The organism is Coleofasciculus sp. A1-SPW-01 (assembly GCF_040217205.1).
GTDB classification, from domain to species: Bacteria; Cyanobacteriota; Cyanobacteriia; order Cyanobacteriales; family Coleofasciculaceae; genus Coleofasciculus; species Coleofasciculus chthonoplastes_A.
The window spans coordinates 12717-31812 of sequence record NZ_JAVJNP010000234.1 but is presented as its reverse complement, the minus strand read 5'-3'; the positions used below and the strand labels follow the sequence as shown (position 1 = coordinate 31812).

The window sequence follows — 19096 nt, the reverse complement described above, 5'->3', positions numbered from 1 at the left end:
TGTTCGGCATTTAAACCTTAATATCAATAACGGCGAAAGCCTTGTAGTGCGTTTAGCGAAGCCATGCCGCAGGCTTTAGCGAAGCCATGCCGCAGGCTTTGCATCTTGCTCGCTACTAATACCCAATTTAAATGCATGACAAATGACAAATGACGAATGACGAATGACGTAGCTTGCTTCTCGCGACAGCGAGTTCTCCACCGTTAACTTTAATTGTCCCCACCTACTTCCTTAAACCTTTCTTTTGAGGGACGTTAGTCCGCTTCATTATCTCTAATAATGTTATTAGAAAAGAAAATTCTAAAATTAGATGAACCCAGCCGTCGTCGTTTCGCCACCCCAAACTATCTTCTGTTGCAGGTAAATGGGGAATTAATCCGGGTATTGAATCTGTCTTGTCTACGGTTAAGGTTCATCACTGCGATAAACGAACAGTGAGGTATTCTGATGGAAACCCTAGCCTATACCCATTTCTCCGCCCAAGCCGATGATAAGATTCCCCAGTCCCAGTTCAGTGCTGATGGGTCTGTTTTCGAGTCAGAGGTTGACTGGAAACCACCGAGTTTAGCCTGGATTCGGGGATTGGCGTTAGCGATCGCACTGTCTTCCTTAAGCGTAACCAGTAGCGCTTGGGCGGCGGTGGTTGATACGAATGGTAGTCCCCTAAATGTGCGATCGGGTCCCGGTTTAGGGTATGGCGTGGTTAGCACTCTTGCCAATGGCACTACCATTAATCTCAGTGGTCTTGATGCCGATGGCTGGTCTCAACTCAGCAATGGCAACTGGGTCGCTTCTCGCTGGGTACAAGGTGAGAATGGTGGTAGTACTGTTCCATCCTCCGCTGTCTTGCGCCCTGGTAGTACGGGGACAGCGGTAACCAATCTGCAAAATCGATTACAAGAGGTTGGGGTTTATAACGGACCCGTCACTGGCTATTATGGTCGCCTCACCGAAGCGGCTGTGAGAACGGTTCAGGCGTCTGAGGGATTGACGCCGGATGGGATTGCTGGACCGACGACGTTAACCGCCTTATATGGCGAGGATGGGGATGGGGGAGGTGCGACTCCGGTGACGAATACAGCCGTGGTTAATACCAATAACAATCCCCTCAACGTGCGATCGGGTCCCGGTTTGGGGTATCGTGTGGTGGGTACGGTAGCCGATAACCGAACAGTTAGCCTCAGTGGTCGTAATGTTAGTGGCTGGTCTCAACTGGCGAATGGCAACTGGGTTTCCTCTCGCTGGATCGTCGGTGAAGGTGGCGGTGGAACTCCAGCAAGGGATACCGCCGTGGTGACGACGAATGGGAGTCCCTTGAATGTGCGATCGGGTCCCGGTTTAGGGTATCGGGTGGTGGATACTGTAGCCGATGGCGCTGCGATTACCACGGATCAGACGGCGGGGAACTGGGTACGACTGGCGAATGGTGGCTGGGTGTTTTCGGGGTGGGTAGCGACGTAAGGTCATTCGTCATTCGTCATTTGTCATTCGTCATTGTTAAAATCCAATCAGTTAGCTGGGTTGGATGGCTATGATGAATCCTGTTTCTCTATTGTTTACGTTGTGCCGATCGCGTTTGATATTCGTTCTTTTCGCCCTGCTTGTCTGTAGTGGTGTCCCTTCGCAAGCGCAATCTGAACCGGATAATCCCTCCCCTGCATCTGAGATGCGATCGCAACCTGATGTGATTACCCAGCAATTAATCGGAGAATGGCAAGCCACTGATCCGGCGTCTGGGGAATCAATCCAGTTAATTTTTGCCTCTGATAACCAATTATTTTTTATCTTACCCGCTCAAGATGGGTCGGCTGTGGCAATCCCAGTCGAGTATCAAATTCAGACGGCGACTCAACCGATGCACCTGGATATGGCACTCACCCCGGATCAAATCGCCTTGACCATTTTTGAATTAACCCCAGAGGGGAAGCTGCGCTTAGAATTTAAAGATGTTACGCCGGGACAACCTCGACCCACGGCGTTTAGTGATACGGCGTTACTCTTGGCAAAGACATCGGATGATACCACAGTACCCGAAGATATTTCTGTGATTGAGTTGGAAACCACCGCCAACCGATCCAGCCAAGCGATTCCGATGCAGTATATCAGCCTCTTGAATCGCGCCCAGCAGGTGTATTATCTCGAAAATCGTCAATTTGCCAATACCCTCGAACAGCTAGAAATTGCCACAAATCTAGAAACGTCCTTATATACATACCAAATCATGCCATCAGGCGATCGCGCTGAGAGTGTCGCGATTACGGCATATCCCAAAGATGAGGGACTTCCCAGCTATATTGGTGCAGTATTTGTCACTACCGTTGATGGGTTTGAGACAACCGTCTCTGGAATTTGTCAGAGTGAACAACCCGCTACCTCACCCCCACCAATGCCAATTCCACCTTCAGCCGATTCTACAGAGATTCAATGTCCCGCCGGATCTCGTCTGTTGCCGTAAGTTGGGTACAAGCATAAAAGAGTAAAAATAATCTGTGTAGGGGCTCACTTTCACGACTATCTTTTCAGTTGCACCCAAATGTGACTAAACCCGCCCCGCGCTTCAATGGTACTATTCGTTGAGAATTTTATGCCATTACTATAGAAAAATGTCATCGCTAACTTCTGTTTGTGATCGGCTATCAACTTTGAGTAATCCTCTCAGTGTTTCCCCCATCTACCCCTATGGTTACCGTTGCTGGCTGTCGGGTTCTTGCCCAAATCTATGAAAGTAGTAACTCTCTCGTCTATCGCGGTATCCGAGAATCGGATCAGCAGTCGGTGATCCTCAAAGTTCTTAAACAAGATTATCCTACGCTCGCAGAAATTAACCGCTATCAACAAGAATATCAAATCACGCGCTCCCTCAACTTTGGCGGTGTGGTTCAGGCTTATAGCTTAGAACCCCATCAAACCACCTTGGTGATTATCTTTGAAGATTTTGGCGGTTCCTCATTAAAACTCTTACTCCAGGAACGGGGATTTACGCTCAAAGAATTCTTGAGTATCGCCATTCGCAATACAGAAAGCTTAGGCAGAATTCATGCTGCCCATATTATTCACAAAGATATCAACCCTGCCAATATTGTTTTCAATCCTGAAACCGGACAACTGAAAATCATTGACTTTGGCATTGCTACCGTTTTATCACGAGAAGACCCGACTCTGAAAAATCCCTCCGTCTTAGAAGGCACATTAGCCTATATGTCACCGGAACAAACCGGGAGAATGAACCGGGCGCTGGATTATCGGACTGATTTTTATTCATTAGGGGTTACGTTCTATGAATTACTCACCCATCACCTTCCCTTTGAAACCGAAGATCCCCTAGAATTAGTCCATTCTCATCTGGCTAAAGAACCGATTCCGCCTCACCAAATTAATCCGCAGATTCCGCCAGCCCTCTCTGCTATAGTAATGAAATTATTGGCAAAAAATGCCGAAGACCGCTATCAAAGTGCCTGGGGACTAAAATCTGATTTAACCATTTGTTTAATGCAATTAGAAACAAAGGGGAAAATTGTTCAATTTTCCCTCGGTCGCCAAGATATTTCTGAGCAATTTCAAATTCCCCAGAAACTGTATGGTAGAGAACGGGAAATTAAAATCCTACTGGACACCTTTATTCGCATTACTGGATGTACTTTATTCCTAGACCCAACGCCAAACTCAATCAGGGCTGGTTTTGAACAAAAGTTATCGTCAACGGCGACACAAAATTCCCTAAACCCGCCCCTACACACTCGAAACTCCCCCAAGGAGATGATGGTTGTATCTGGATATTCCGGTATAGGGAAGTCAGCGCTAGTCCAGGAATTATATAAACCCATTACTCAACGGCGGGGCTATTTTATTCGCGGCAAATTTGACCAATATCAACGGGATATTCCTTACTCAGCCGTGATTCAGGCTTTTCGAGAATTAATCAAGCAGTTGTTAACAGAAACCACCCTCCAACTAACCCAGTGGCGCAACCACCTCTTAGCAGCATTGGGGGGGAATGCTCAAATCATTATTGATGTCATTCCTGAAGTTGAACTGATTGTCGGCAAACCTGTTCCAGTTCCTAAGTTACCTCCCACAGAATCGAAAAATCGCTTTAAGTTCGTTCTGCACAACTTTATCCAAGTTTTTGCTAAACCTGAACATCCATTAGTAATTTTTCTGGATGATTTGCAGTGGGCAGATAGTGCTTCGTTGAAACTTATCGAATGGTTGATGAACTCCTCAGATCAGGGTGAGGCTGAGTCTCATATCGGCGGGATGTTTCTGATTGGCGCTTATCGGGATAATGAAGTGACAGTTTCCCATCCCTTACGATTCACATTCGAGACCATTCGCGCCAGCGGAACCATTATTCATGAGATGGTTTTAGCACCCTTGGGATTAATCAGCATTATTCAATTAGTGGCAGAAACGCTCAAATGTTCCCCTGATCATGCCCAGCCTTTGGCTAAATTAGTCCAGATTAAAACTGGAGGCAATCCGTTCTTTATTAATGAATTTATCAAATACTTGTATCAACAAAATCTGCTCAATTTTAATTCTCAACAGGGAGCGTGGAACTGGGATTTAGCCCAAATACAAGCCCAAAACTTTACCGATAATGTTGTCGCTATTTTGGCAGATAAGATTAAAACATTACCCTCCCAGGTACAACAGGTCTTACAGTTTGCCGCTTGTTTGGGGAATTCCTTTGAACTCAAACCCTTAGCCCTAGTTTTAGGCGAATCCCTGTCCGAAACAGCGGTGCAATTATGGCAGGCGATCGTTGAAGGGTTAATTGTTCCTTTGGGGGAAGACTATAAGTTAATCAGTCAAGCAGATATGACTCAAACTTTATTGGGTCAACATCAAGGAAGCACCTTAAATTCCGTCTTGTCTAAGACACATATAGAAACTCAAACCTTAACCATTCAATACCAATTTGTCCACGACCGCATTCAGCAAGCCGCTTATTCTCTGATTCCTGAGGAACAATGCCAAGCGGTTCATCGGACTGTCGGTCAATTATTACTGAAAAATACGCCAGCCGACCAGGTATCAAACTCTCTGTTTGATATTGTTAACCATCTGAATATGAGTATTGAGTTAATCGCATCCCCTGAAGAACGGCATGAATTAGCTCAATTAAATCTTTGGGCAGGTGAGAAAGCCAAAGCCGCAACTGCTTATGAACCGGCGAGAAAATACTTAACCATCGGTCGCGAACTGCTTCCGTCAGAGAGTTGGCAGGTGCAGTATGACTTGACCCTAAACTTGGTTCTAGAAGCCATCGAAGTCGCCTATTTATTGACCGATTTTGCCGCCGCCCAAACTTTAACCGATGAGGTGCTAAATCGGGCGCAAACCTTAATGGATAAAGTCAAGGTTTATGAACTGCAAATTTTATTTGATAGTTCTCAAAATAAAATGCTGTCCGCTATCCAAACCGCACAGCAGGTGTTAAACCTATTAGACATACCGCTAACTGAAACACCTCCGGTTTATCAAACCGTTGAGGCGTTAGTGGATTTGCCAGAAATGACTGAACCCACTCAATTAGCGGCGTTGCGAATTTTAATGTCTGTGATGGCACCCGCTTATATTGCTAAACCCTCACTCTTACCGTCGCTAATTTTAACCATGGTGAATCTCTGTATTCGCCATGGAAATTCCTCCCTCGCCGCTTACGCCTATAGCGTTTATAGTTTGCTGTTATGTGGTCAACAAGAAACCATTGATCAAGGCTATTGCTTTGGTCAGTTAGCGTTGAAATTATTAGACCTTTTTCCTGCCAAAGACGTACAAGCCAAAGTCTATCAGCAATTTAATGCCTTTGTCCGACCTTGGAAAGAGCCAGCTATAAACACCTTAAATCCATTACTCGATACGATTCAAACGGCAATTGAAAATGGTGATATTGAATATGCTTGTCACTGTACGGTAAACTATTGTACTTATTCATTTTTCGTCGGACTCTCCTTAACTGAGGTTGAATCCAAACAAGCTCAACATCTGGAACTGAATCGGCAGTTTAAACAAGATTATCAGATTGGGTATATCACAATTTGGCGGAATTTATCCTTATGCTTAATTGAGGCTGACCATTATCCGACGTTAGACTGGACAGTTTTTGATCGCCTTCTTCCTGATTTATTAGCAGCAAAGAATCAGATTTCAATTTTGTCTGTTTATTGGGCGAAGTTATTTCTGGCTTACTTATTTGGCGATGAACCAGAAGCGGAAAGACTGGTTGGGCTGGCTGATGAGTATCAGGGAAGTGTGAATGGCTTATTAAATAGTGTTTTAACCAATTTCTATTCCTCTTTAGTCCTGTTGTCTCTGTGCCATTCAGCCAGTCCCCGTAAACGCAGACGCTATCTCAACAAAATAGCCAGACAACAAAAAATAATGCAAACATGGGCAGACTATGCTCCTTGTAACTTTCGGCATAAATATGACTTAGTGGAGGCGGAACGGGCGGGATTACGGGGCAAAATTCTGCAAGCGATGGAGTATTATGATCGGGCGATTCAAGGTGCTAAAAAACAGGGTTATCTTCAAGACGAAGCCCTAGCTTATGAACGAGCCAGCAAGTTCTATCAACAATTAGGTCGAGAAGAAATTGCCCAAGCCTATTTACAAAAAGCTTATTACGTTTATACCCGATGGGGAGCAATGGCGAAAGTTAAACAGTTAAAAGCCACCCATCCCCAATGGCTTTTAACTCATGTGAATAACAATGAGTCTGGGGGACTATTACAAAAACCTGCAACCCTGACTACAACCACCCAAAATGGCAAAAATTCGTCAGAGTATCTTGACTTAAATAGCGTTATGAAAGCGGCGCAAGCGATTTCTGGTGAGATTGTCTTGGATAAATTACTGGCGGCGTTGATGAAGATTTTGATTGAAAATGCGGGAGCGCAAAAAGGGTTTCTGATTTTAGAGACGAAAGGAAAACTACGAATTGAAGCCGAGGGACAGGTGAATACGCTGACCCAACCTTGTGCAGAGTGCAATCAAATTCAAGTCTTGCAATCGACTGACTTGGAAGAGACGCAAGTGCTATCCGTCGCCATCATTAATTATGTAGCGCGAACTCAAGATATTGTGGTGTTAAATGATGCCCTAAATGAGGAACAATTTAGGCAAGATTCCTATATTCAAACTTATCAACCGAAGTCAATTCTCTGTGCGCCGTTGATTAATCAAGGAAAACTCAGCGGCATTGTCTATTTAGAAAATAATTTGACGACGGGAGCATTTACGGCTAGCCGATTGGAACTGTTGCGTCTCCTATCCGCGCAAGCTGCTACCTCGATTGAAAATGCCCGTTTCTATAGCAGTTTGGCAGAACTGAATCAGGCGTATGAACGGTTTGTTCCGCGTCAGTTTCTCCATTTTTTGAATAAGGATAGTATTGTCGATGTCCAGTTGGGTGATAATGTCCAACAGAAAATGTCGATCCTATTTTCGGATATTCGCTCCTTCACCACCCTATCAGAAACGCTGACGCCGGAGGACAATTTTAAGTTTATTAATGCTTATTTGTCGCGCATGGAGCCAGCAATTACTGACCATAATGGCTTTATTGATAAATATATTGGTGATGCAATTATGGCATTGTTTAGTGGTCAGGCTGATGATGCAGTTAAGGCGGGAATTGCTATGCTACAACAACTGAGGATCTATAATCAACATCGACAGAATTCTGGCTATCCTCCTATCCGGATTGGGATTGGGATTAATACGGGAGGGTTAATGCTAGGAACCATTGGTGGAGTCTCGCGCATGGATAGCACGGTGATTAGTGATGCGGTGAATTTAGCCTCTCGCATTGAAGGGTTAACCAAATATTATCAAGTCCCCTTATTAATTTCTCATTATACTTTTTCCCGTTTATCTGAGCCGACTAATTATGCGATTCGCCTAATTGATAAAGTGAAGGTGAAGGGAAAATCGGAATTAGTCACTGTTTATGAAGTGTTTGATGCCGATTTACCTGAGATTAAAGCCGCTAAATTAGCCACGTTACAAACCTTTACCGAAGCCTGGTATTTTTATAACATGAAGGCGTTTGCTGAGGCGAAAAAACGTTTTGCTGAGGTGCTGCGGGTCAATCCACAAGATCAAGTGGCGAACATCTATCTCAACCGTTGTCAACAGCAATAAGTAAGTAGGTAAGCTGTCATGCATTTAAATTGGGTATTAAGTAGGTAGGGACAATAAAAGTGAACGGCTGAGATTGTCATTCGTCATTTGTTTATGTAAGGGTTTGAGGTCTATGCACATAACTTAATATATAGCAGTAGACACATCGATTAGGACTTTCGGCACCATTGTTCCAGACGCGCCATGGCGCGTCTCTACTTAGTAGCGAGCAAGATGCAAAGCCTGCGGCATGGCTTCGCTAAACGCACTACGGCAAGGATTTCGCCATTATTGATATTAAGGTTTAAATGCCGAACAGCTTAGACCCAATAAAAGTTAAGGGTGGGGATTGTCATTTGTCAAAACACTGATTTCACAGATTTATTGGAGAGAGTGGGGTAGGGAAGTGAGAGCTTAGTGACACTGATTACATTGAGTCACATCAGGGTGAAAACCTTTCCCTTAGGGAAAACCCGCCTCTACAGCTTCCCCTGCTTCCTCTGCTCCCCCATCTCCCCATCACCCCATCCCCTGCTCACTTTCTCATCGACACTCTACCGGTAGAGAGTTGCTGCTATGAGCGAATTAGCATATTATAAAAATACTGTAATACAAGTAATACGCTAGTATAACACAATAATGGCTTTGAGCTAGAGAGGCAAAAGGATTGAATTTGTCAGTTCTGTTTAGTATCGCTATCTGGCATGTACAGATGCAATACGTCTCCTGACAAAAGTCGAAACGGTTTAACTGTAACGCTTTCTGGTGAAAGAGATTGGGTGGGAAACGTTCACCGTGAAAATCGAGCGAATACTGTGCCGACTTTTCGCAAAACCATACTCATTTAAACATCTTTTTTGAGTTTTCCCCTAAACCTATTTAACTCGTTTATCGATTGAATAGATTGGGTGCATCGCTAATTTGGGTTGAACTGCATAAAAAAGGACTAGATTCTGCTTTAAATATGTAGGGTTTATTTCCTTAACTTTAGCGATCTCCAAGCGACTCTCATGTCAATGCGATCTCTCAAGCGCCTAATTGACAACGGTTTAACGAATGTGCCTCTACGAACGGTATTCGTAGTCCCCTTTCTGGTGCAAATTTTTGCTACAGTCGGCGTAATTGGCTGGTTATCCTTTCGTCACGGAAAGCGGGCGGTGAATGAGGTATCGACTCAATTACAAGATGAAATTACGGTTCATATTGAGGATCAATTAGAGAGATATTTAGCCATTCCTCATCAAATTAATCAGAGTAATCAAGATGCGATTTATCTGGGAAGCTTGACTCTAGACACTTTGCAACCCTGGGAACAGCATTTGTGGCGACAAGTGCAACGATTTGATTCTGTGAGTTATGTTGGTGTGGCGAATGAACAGCGAGGACTGATTGCGGCGGGACGACGAAATCGGGATCAATTGGTGATTATCCAAGCAAATCCTGGGACAGATTTTGACTTCTATACTTATAGCACCCACAGTGAAGGCGATCGCAAGACCTTTTTAGAGAGTAACAAAAACTACGACCCCCGCCTGCGCCCTTGGTATAAAGCCGCCTTGCAAGCGGGTAAACCCACCTGGAGTGATATTTTCCCCCATTTTGGCGAAGGCGATCGCACGTTGCTAATCAGCGCCGTTCAACCCGTTTACGACAGCAATCAGCAGGTTCAGGGTGTCTTAAACACAACCCTGCGTCTTTCCACGATTAACGATTTCCTGCAAACGCTAAAAATCGGTAAATCCGGACGCCTGTTTATTATGGAACGTTCTGGATTATTAGTCGCCACATCCATTCCGGAACCGCCCTTTCAACATAACCCCAATCAAATTACTCGGTTAAAAGCCAGCCAAAGTCATGATCCCTTAATTCAAGCCAGCGCCAACTATTTAACGCAACAGTTTGGTGACTTCAAGGCGATTAAAGAGTCCCAGCGCCTAGAATTTAATCGTCAAGGACGGCGCCAATTTTTACAAGTCATGCCCTTACAAAATAGCCACGGATTAGACTGGTTAATTGTCGTGGTTTTCCCTGAAGCTGACTTCTTGGATCACATTCATAATAATACCAAATCAACTATCCTACTCTGTCTGGTTGCCCTAATCATCGCCACGGGAGTTGGTATTAGTACCGCCCACTGGATCATTCAACCCATCCAGCGCTTAAATCAAGCTGCCAATGCTATTGCTAATGGGGAATGGGAGCAAAAAATTGAGGTTCCTCGCAATGCTGAACTGGGTAGTCTCAGCGCCGCATTTAATCAAATGGCGGCTCAATTAAACCAATCATTTGCCACTCTCAAAGATCAGAATGAGCAGATGAACCGCTTAAATGAGGCATTGGCAAAAAGTGAAAGGCAATTAGCTCAAATCTTAGAAACCGTTCCCGTTGCTATCGTAGTCGTTGATGCTCAAGGCAGATTCCATTATACCAACGATAAGGCACAACAGTTTATCGGAGGGGCGTTTACCCCAGACGCGATCGCGGATAATTTTTGTGCGGTTCATCACTGGTATATCGCCGGAACCGATCAATTTTATCCGACCGAAGAGTTACCGATTGTTCGAGCTTTACAGGGACAACGATCTATTGTACATAATATTGAAATTCACCAAGACGACCAGATTATTCCGATTGAGACTTGGAGCAAGCCTATCCTTGATGAACAGGGTGAAATTATTTATGCCATTGCCGTTCTTAACGATATCACCGATCGCAAAAAAGCCGAAGCAGAACGGATGCATTTTACCCAAGAACTGGAATTCAAAGACCATCAAAATGCCGCTTGGCAGCGCCTAGATAAGCTCAAAGATGAGTTTATAGCTAATACCTCCCACCAACTCCGTACTCCTCTCTATGGCATTGTCGGCATTGCTGAATCGTTAATCGATGGTGCTACCGGAGAGTTACCCTTACAAACCCGGATCAATTTAGGTACAATTATCGCCACAGGGCGACGCTTATCCAACTTAGTCAATGACATTCTCGATTTTGCCAAACTCAGACACCAAGACATTCAACTCCAGCAACAGCCCGTGGGAGTACGAGAAATAACGGAGGTAGTTCTCCGACTCAGTTATCCACTAATTGGTGATAAAGAGTTACAACTGATTAATGCCATTTCTCCGGACTTACCTATCGCTTATGCGGATGAAAATCGGGTGCAGCAGATTTTGCAAAACTTAGTGGACAATGGGATTAAGTTTACTGATAAAGGAACGGTGAAAATTTCGGCTCAATTGGTAAGCTCAAGGCAGACATTAGAGGGTAGAGGTGCAGCAGTACAGTGGAGCAAGGGAGAGTTTAAAGAGTTAACTCAAAACCATGTCCTTGAGCGCAGCGAAGGAGTAGTCAGCGTGGTTTTGGAATCAACGGTATCGTCAACCGATGGCGCAAATTTTATCAACCCGCCTCTACCAACCCGGTTCCCTATAAACGACGTGAAGGATCAAAACCCTGTCCTAGAACAAAGTGAAATGTCAACATCCAGTCAGGACGGGGTTTGTACAAACGTTACTATTAATAGCGACAACAAAGTCCCTAAATCTGCCCCTACAAACCATGTCCTAGAAGCCAGTGAAGGGTCAACATTCAAAATGCTAGCCATTACTGTCTCTGACACAGGAATTGGCATCCCCAAGTCTCAATTAAACCGTATTTTTGAATCCTTTGAACAAGGGCAGAGTTTTCTAGGGCATCAGTATGGCGGTACAGGGTTAGGGTTAGCCCTGACGAAAAAGCTAGTGGAGTTGCATGGGGGAACGATTGAGGTGCAATCAACCTTAGGCGTCGGCTCTCAGTTTACGTTTACGTTGCCAATTTTTGACGGACAAATTCCAGACGTTAAGCCCGATCCGATTGAGTCAATCGTGACAATACCTAAGACAGTTTACAGTGCCAATTCCTTTGTGAGTCAACCTCCTAGTGTCGGTACGTCTTGTCCTCTATTACTAACCCTTGATCAACCTAGCTTAACCCTAAAACAACACCCCAATCTCCAGAATGACGAACCTTTAATCAACCCGTTTAAAATTTTAATCGTTGATGATGATACAGTGAATCGCCAGATACTCGTCAACTATTTATCCTTAGAAAATTATCAACTTGCCCAAGCCGCCAATGGTAGGGAAGCGTTAGATATCATTAACAATGGTTTTCAGCCTGACTTGATTTTACTTGATGCGATCATGCCCCGCATGACTGGGTATGATGTTTGTAAAAAACTGCGTGAATTCTATCCCCCTACTGAACTGCCCGTGTTAATGTTGACTGCAAACGAGCAAGTGAATGACTTAGTGGCAGGCTTTAGTGTAGGCGTGAATGATTATTTGACGAAACCGATTGCCAAATACAAACTTTTAGTCAGGATTAAAACTCATCTACGTTTATCGACAATTGCCAAAGAAAATGCCCAACTTTACGCAGCGGTGCGGGAAAGTGAGCGGAGATTGATGCAATTTTTAGAAGCCGTACCTGTGGGAATTTTTATCCTCGATGCTAAGGGCAAACCCTACTATGCTAATGAAGCGGCTAAACAGATTTTGGGCAAAGGTATTGTAGATGCTGTTACCGTTGAAGAATTAGCTGAGTTGTATCAAGCCTATCGCACAGGAACGGATCAACTCTATCCCACCAACCAAATGCCTATTTTTATGGCATTGCAGGGAAAAACGTCTACCGTTGATGATATTGAAATTCACCGAGGGGATCAGGTTATCCCGATTGAGGTGTGGGGGACTCCCATCTATGAGGAACAGGGGGAAGTGGCTTATGGGATGGTTGCCTTTCAAGATATCCGCGATCGCAAAAAAGCGGAAGCGGAACGGGAAGCGTTTACTCGTGAGTTATTTCAACTCAATCAAGCCTACGAACGGTTTGTTCCTAGTCAATTTCTCCAATTTTTACAGAAAAAAAGTATTGTGGATGTGCAACTGGGGGATCACGTTCAACAGGAAATGTCTGTTCTCTTTGCCGATATTCGCAACTTTACAGCACTGTCAGAACAGATGAATCCGAGTGAAAATTTTAACTTTATCAATGCCTTCTTAAGTCGCATGGAACCAGCCATTCGGGAATATAATGGCTTTGTCGATAAATATATTGGCGATGAAATCATGGCGCTGTTTAGTGGCAATGCCGATGAAGCGGTGCAGGCGGGAATTGCCATGTTTGAACGGCTGGCTTTATATAACCAACATCGGGCTAATTATAACTATGCACCCATTGAGATTGGTATAGGAATCAATACCGGAGAATTAATGTTGGGAACCGTGGGCGGATTTTCCCGTATGGACAGTACGGTGATTAGTGATGCGGTGAATTTAGCCGCCCGCCTGGAAGAGTTAACTAAAATTTATCAAGTCCGGCTATTAATCTCGCACCATACATTCTTAAAGTTGTCGAATTCCGGTGACTATGGGATGCGCCTTGTGGATAAGGTGAATGTGAAAGGGAAAGCCAAAAAAGTAACCGTTTATGAAGTCTTTGATGCTGATCCGCCGGAGATACGAAAAGCCAAGCTAGCAACGAAAACGGCGTTTGAGCAAGGGCTAATGTTATATTATCGCGATCGCCTTTCAGATGCGGCTCAAGCGTTTAGCCAATGTTTGCAGGTTAATCCAGGGGATAGGGTGGCACAACATTATCTCAAACGTTGTCAGCATCGGATGCGATAATGTCTTATGTCTTATGTTATTTGTTATTTGTCCTTGGTAAAAAACGTAGGGTGGGTTGAGCGAAGCCGAAACTCACCAGCATACCAGTCAGTGACATTTATCTAGGGGCTGCTGCAAGAAATCTTGTGGTTTATGATTGATCATAAGCTGTCATGCATTTAAATTGGGTATTAGTAGCGAGCAAGATGCTTGATGTAGCGAGCAAGATGCTTGATGTAGCGAGCAAGATGCAAAGCCTGCGGCATGGCTTCGCTTAACGCACTACGGCAAGGATTGCGCTGTAATAAAGTACAGTAGATCAAAGTCCTCCTTCAGATCCCCCTTCCGTCCCCCGAATAGATCCCCCTTCCGTCCCCCTTAAAAAGGGGGAGACCAGCAGATGCTTCGCGTTTTCTTCCAAGGGGGAGACCAGCGGATGCTTCGCTTTTATTGCACGGGGATTTAGGGGGATCGACAATGTACCGCATAGCAGAGCAAACTGCTGTATTGATATTAAGGTTTAAATGCCGAACAGCTTAAAGTTGTTCTAAAAACTCAGCAACTTGTACGGGATATTGTCCAATAGCGGTTTCATCTGAAAGTACAATTCCATCAAATCCCGCTTGTTGAATATCATATAAATGCACCACTTCACTCCGAGTCGGTTGGGGAAAATGCGTCATATATTCCAACACTTGACCCGCCAGAAACTTGGGGCTGGATAATTGCGGAAACTGAGCAATAAACTTGGCTTGCAATTGTCCTAACGCCTTCAATCCCGCCTGCGCCCCTAAATCGCCGCGACAGAACCACAATTCATCAAACCCCTGATCCAGTTGGCTGAGATGATGCATGGCTTCAGGGCGTTCAATTTTGGCAATTAAATAGCGATCGCCTATTTGCTGGCGAATCGGTGTTACCTCTTTACCATCTAAGACAAAAGAACAGGCAAATTGAACAAAGGGATAACTTAACCCCAACTCAACCGCCCTCTGATCGTGTTGGTTTAATTGGGTAAACGGTACAGGATGATCAACACGATTAATTCCTTTATAGGAACTTAATCCGCCATTGGTTAAAACTTTAGCCGTTGCACTTTTAGGCTGAATCGCGATAACTTCGAGTTTAATTCGGGCATCATTGAGCGAAAGAATATCACCAATACTTAAGGCGTGAAATAAGTTTTTGTCGGGAATGGGCAATTGTGTGATATCATCAGAGGATTGACCGAAAAATAATCCGACTTTTTCAGGAAGATAGTCACAACTGGGATAATTGCCAATTCGCATTTTCGCGCCTTGCAAATCTAAAACTAGGGGTAAGGTTTTACCTTGTTCGGTGAAGATTTCCGCCAAGCGTTCTAACCATGTTTTTAAGCCTTCTGCTGTTAAATGCGCTACATTCAACCGAAAGCGATCAGCGGTTCGGGACAACTGAGTAATCAGGCGTTTGTTTTTACTAGCGGGTCCTAATGTAAATACTGTTTTCATCTATTTCTATGTAGTGGAGGTGGCACACCTTATTGCTTCTAGCATTTTAGCTATGCTGCGCCGCCATCGTGGGAAAAATTTAAATGCAGGAAACCAACAAAACTTAAGATTATTATCTGAAATATTGATAAAATAATATATTTCCCTGTTAACATTGGTGGGTTACGGCGGATACGGCATTAAATGGTTATCGCTTCGATCGAAATTCCGCCTAACCCACCCTACTGGCTACGGGCGTGACATTAGTGAACTGACACAGTACGATCGCGAATCAATGGGGATGCGGTACGATAGAGCATTTGCTTGTTAAAATTTCTGTTAATTCTCGTTTTAGAGTGTCATGGCTGATACCGTTCTCGACGTTCGCAACCTGCAAGTCAAATTTAAAACCGATGAAAAGGAAGTCCTCGCTGTTGATCGGATTAGTTTTCAAGTGAAACGGGGGCAAACCCTGGGTATTGTCGGTGAGTCAGGTTCGGGGAAGTCAGTCACCTCACTGGCGGTGATGGGGTTAGTGTCAACGCCGGGTAAAATTACTCAGGGGGAGATTTATTTTAAACCTCAAGCCGATCACGCTCAACCTATTGAGTTGCTGACGCTGAGTGAGGAACGAAAACGCTTATTTCGGGGGGGTCAAATTTCGATGATCTTCCAGGAACCGATGAGTTCCCTCAACCCCGTCTACACAATCGGGTTTCAGCTTATCGAGGCTATTTTACAGCATCAGGACATCTCCCAAGGTGAAGCACGACGTCAGGCGATCGCACGGCTGCAAGAAGTGCGGCTGATTCCCAGTGATCAGGAACTTAAGCAGGAGTATGAACAGGAAAATCCCGATCGCGCTGTTCGTAGTGAGCGCTTTAGCGCTTCCACTGATCGAGCCATTAGCCAGTACCTGAATCAGCGCAAACAGGAAATGCTCAAGCGTTATCCTCACGAACTATCCGGGGGTCAATTGCAACGGGTGATGATTGCCATGGCAATTGCCTGTGATCCGGAGATTCTGATTGCGGATGAACCCAGTACCGCCCTTGATGTTACCGTACAGGCGGCAATTCTGGACTTGCTGCGGGAGTTACGGGATCAGCGGGGAATGTCGATGATTTTCATCACCCATGATTTAGGCGTGATTGCCGAAATTGCCGACAGTGTAGCGGTGATGTATCGAGGAAATATTGTCGAAAGTGGCGATGTCTGGCAGATTTTCTCTCATCCCCAGCATCCTTATACCAAAGGATTATTAGCCTGTCGTCCTACATTAGAAAAACAGTTAAAATACTTACCCACTGTGGCTGACTTCATGGAGGAGGTGACGACAGAGGAGGGTAAGGTAGAAATTCGCGAAAAATCCCCGACGTTTGAGCAGGAAAATGGGGCAAAAGTTCAGCGAGATAATCGTGCCATTGCTGAGGCGTCACCCTCTGTCCTACTTGCCGTTGAACATCTCCGGGTGGGGTTTCCTTTAGCCAACGTATTTGGCAAAACCAAACGCTATATTATGGCGGTCAATGATGTGTCCTTTAAGGTGTACAAAGGCGAAACATTGGGACTCGTGGGGGAATCGGGTTGCGGTAAATCTACCCTGGCTCGCACATTATTGCGTTTAATTGAACCGATGGGAGGTCAAGTAACCTTTGAAAATACCGATATCACCCATATTAAAGGCAAGCGCTTGCGGCAAATGCGGCAAAAGATGCAAATTATTTTCCAGAATCCCTTTAGTTCGCTTGATCCTCGGATGAAGATTGGGGATGCGGTGATGGAACCGTTAGTGATTCATAAATGGGGAGATAACACCAAAACTCGTCGCGATCGCGCCGCCTATTTGTTTGAGCGAGTGGGGTTAAACGCCGACTGGATGAACCGCTATCCCCACGAGTTTTCGGGGGGACAACGCCAACGGGTTTGTATCGCCAGGGCGCTAGCACTTGAGCCTAAGTTTATTATCTGTGATGAATCGGTTTCGGCTCTAGATGTGTCGGTACAGGCGCAGGTGCTGAATTTGCTGAAGGAGTTACAGAGTGAGTTAAAGGATGAGTTGAATTTAACCTATATCTTTATCTCCCATGACTTGAGTGTAGTTAAATTTATGAGCGATCGCATAATGGTAATGAATAAGGGCAGAATTGAGGAAATCGATGATGCACAGAGTATTTACCGGGAACCGCAAACCGAGTACACGCGCCAGCTTATTGCATCTATTCCTACCGGAAGCTTGGATCGGATTCAGCAACAGCAAGCAGGGCGAGGATTGATTTCTTGATTTAGAACGCGATCGCTAATAGATTCGGGGTGGGTTTCATACAGCACGATCTGTAGGGGCGGGTTTGACAGATAACTTATAGCAACAAACCGATAACTTAACTAAACCCGCCCGGTTATCGGGGTGGCTCACGCGATCAGGGCGGGTTTAGTTACATTGGGGTCAAATAAGAAATGATAGTTGTAAAATCCGCCCCTACAGGTGCTTAGGGTTCCGGTTGTCGGGGTGGCTCACGCGATCGGGGCGGGTTTAGTTACATTGGGGTCAAATCAAAAAGATAGTAGTAAAACCCGCCCCTACAGGTGGTTAGGCTTGGTTTTGAATTAAGGGTATTATTATGGCAACTGCTGACTTTAATTTTCTGGCAGAATTGAATTATTTTTTGCCTCCAAACAAGCGTCATGTTCGTTTTTATCATGAGTTTAAAGGGCGAACCTCGATTAAGGATATGATCGAATCCCTGGGGGTTCCTCATCCGGAAGTGGATGCGATTGTGGTGAATGGAGAATCGGTTGATTTTTCCTATATTGTCCAGGATGGCGATCGCGTCACGGTTTGTCCGATTTCAGTATTAGATGAAATCAATCCTAGCATTCGGGTGAGTCCCCCTGAACCCCAGGAGTATCGGTTTGTCCTAGATATTCATTTAGGGAAATTAGCCAATGCGTTGCGGTTGTTGGGGTTTGATACCCTTTATCGCAATGACTACGCTGATCCAGAGTTAGCCCAAGTTTCTGCGGATGAGCAACGGATTCTGTTAACTCGCGATACCCGATTACTGATGCGTTCTATGGTGAGGTATGGGTATTATGTGCGCTCCAAAAATCCAGATGAACAAATTGTGGAAGTTTTGCGTCGCTTCAATTTATTTGATGCTATTTTACCCTTTCATCGGTGTATCCGCTGTAATGGCGTATTAGAACCTGTTGAAAAAGACGCGATCGCGGATCAGTTACCAGAGAAAACACGACAATCCATTGATGAATTTCATCGCTGTCAAACCTGTCAGCAGATTTATTGGCAAGGGTCACATTTTGAACGGATGCAACAGTTTATTGAACAGGTTATGGAGGCAAAAGACTAAGGAAGCCTGATCAATTAGGAATCAGCAACAATCTCTTGAACGATCAGTCAAAAGCCAGTAATCTCGATACAGATAAATTTCCACAGTTTGCCGTTAACAGGGGAGCCGATCCATTTAACGTGACGAATCATGAAGGGAGCGAAAATCCGGATAATCACGAACTGAGCCAGGTGACTACCACCCCAAAAGGGCAAAGACTAACAACCCATGCGCGAGAGAGTCTTCTCCGTCACGGTTTTAGCCAACCCTTTGACTTAGTAGACGATATCATTGAAAACTATACTCGCAAGACTACCCAAAAAGACGGAGCGACAGTGTATATCCAGCGAACTCGCTCAAGACGAAGACTTTACAATATAGTAATTGTGGGAGATGCAGGAATTGTTACGGGTTTGCGGAATATTAGACCCCAAGAACTAGAAAGACTTGGACTAAGGTACGGTTTTAACCCCAATCCCGCTAACTAATGTTTCATCCA

General features: G+C 44.7%; 8 protein-coding genes. 7 read left to right on the top strand and 1 reads right to left on the bottom strand.

Features of this window, described 5'->3' with window-relative positions:
• Positions 1-447 precede the first annotated feature (447 nt).
• From RH949_RS32745 to RH949_RS32730, 4 genes are all read left to right on the top strand, one after another.
• Entirely contained in the window at positions 448-1461 is a 1014-nt protein-coding gene (locus RH949_RS32745) for an SH3 domain-containing protein (protein ID WP_446359110.1), read from the top strand.
• A 70-nt stretch (positions 1462-1531) separates the two neighbouring features.
• Positions 1532-2455 (top strand): type IV pilin-like G/H family protein, encoded by a 924-nt coding sequence (locus tag RH949_RS32740; protein WP_446359108.1) that lies wholly within the window; start codon positions 1532-1534, stop codon positions 2453-2455.
• Between the two features lie 224 nt (positions 2456-2679).
• On the top strand, positions 2680-8151 hold the full coding sequence (locus RH949_RS32735) for an AAA family ATPase (RefSeq protein WP_446359112.1): 5472 nt from the start codon (positions 2680-2682) through the stop codon (positions 8149-8151).
• A 989-nt stretch (positions 8152-9140) separates the two neighbouring features.
• Positions 9141-13802, top strand: coding sequence for a response regulator (locus RH949_RS32730; RefSeq protein WP_446359106.1), 4662 nt, complete (start codon positions 9141-9143; stop codon positions 13800-13802).
• 515 nt (positions 13803-14317) lie between these two features.
• On the opposite strand, the gene RH949_RS32725 is transcribed toward RH949_RS32730, so the two are convergent.
• Positions 14318-15271 (bottom strand): pyruvate kinase, encoded by a 954-nt coding sequence (locus tag RH949_RS32725; RefSeq protein WP_446359104.1) that lies wholly within the window; start codon positions 15269-15271, stop codon positions 14318-14320.
• A 340-nt stretch (positions 15272-15611) separates the two neighbouring features.
• Here RH949_RS32725 and RH949_RS32720 point away from each other — a divergent pair, with 340 nt between their 5' ends.
• From RH949_RS32720 to RH949_RS32710, 3 genes are all read left to right on the top strand, one after another.
• A complete protein-coding gene (locus RH949_RS32720; RefSeq protein WP_446359102.1) occupies positions 15612-17534 on the top strand; it encodes an ABC transporter ATP-binding protein in 1923 nt (640 codons plus the stop codon).
• Between the two features lie 337 nt (positions 17535-17871).
• On the top strand, positions 17872-18618 hold the full coding sequence (locus RH949_RS32715; protein WP_446359100.1) for a Mut7-C RNAse domain-containing protein: 747 nt from the start codon (positions 17872-17874) through the stop codon (positions 18616-18618).
• Between the two features lie 35 nt (positions 18619-18653).
• The gene (locus RH949_RS32710; protein WP_006098547.1) at positions 18654-19085 is read left to right on the top strand and encodes a hypothetical protein; all 432 of its coding nucleotides are present in this window, start codon (positions 18654-18656) and stop codon (positions 19083-19085) included.
• Positions 19086-19096: the final 11 nt, after the last annotated feature.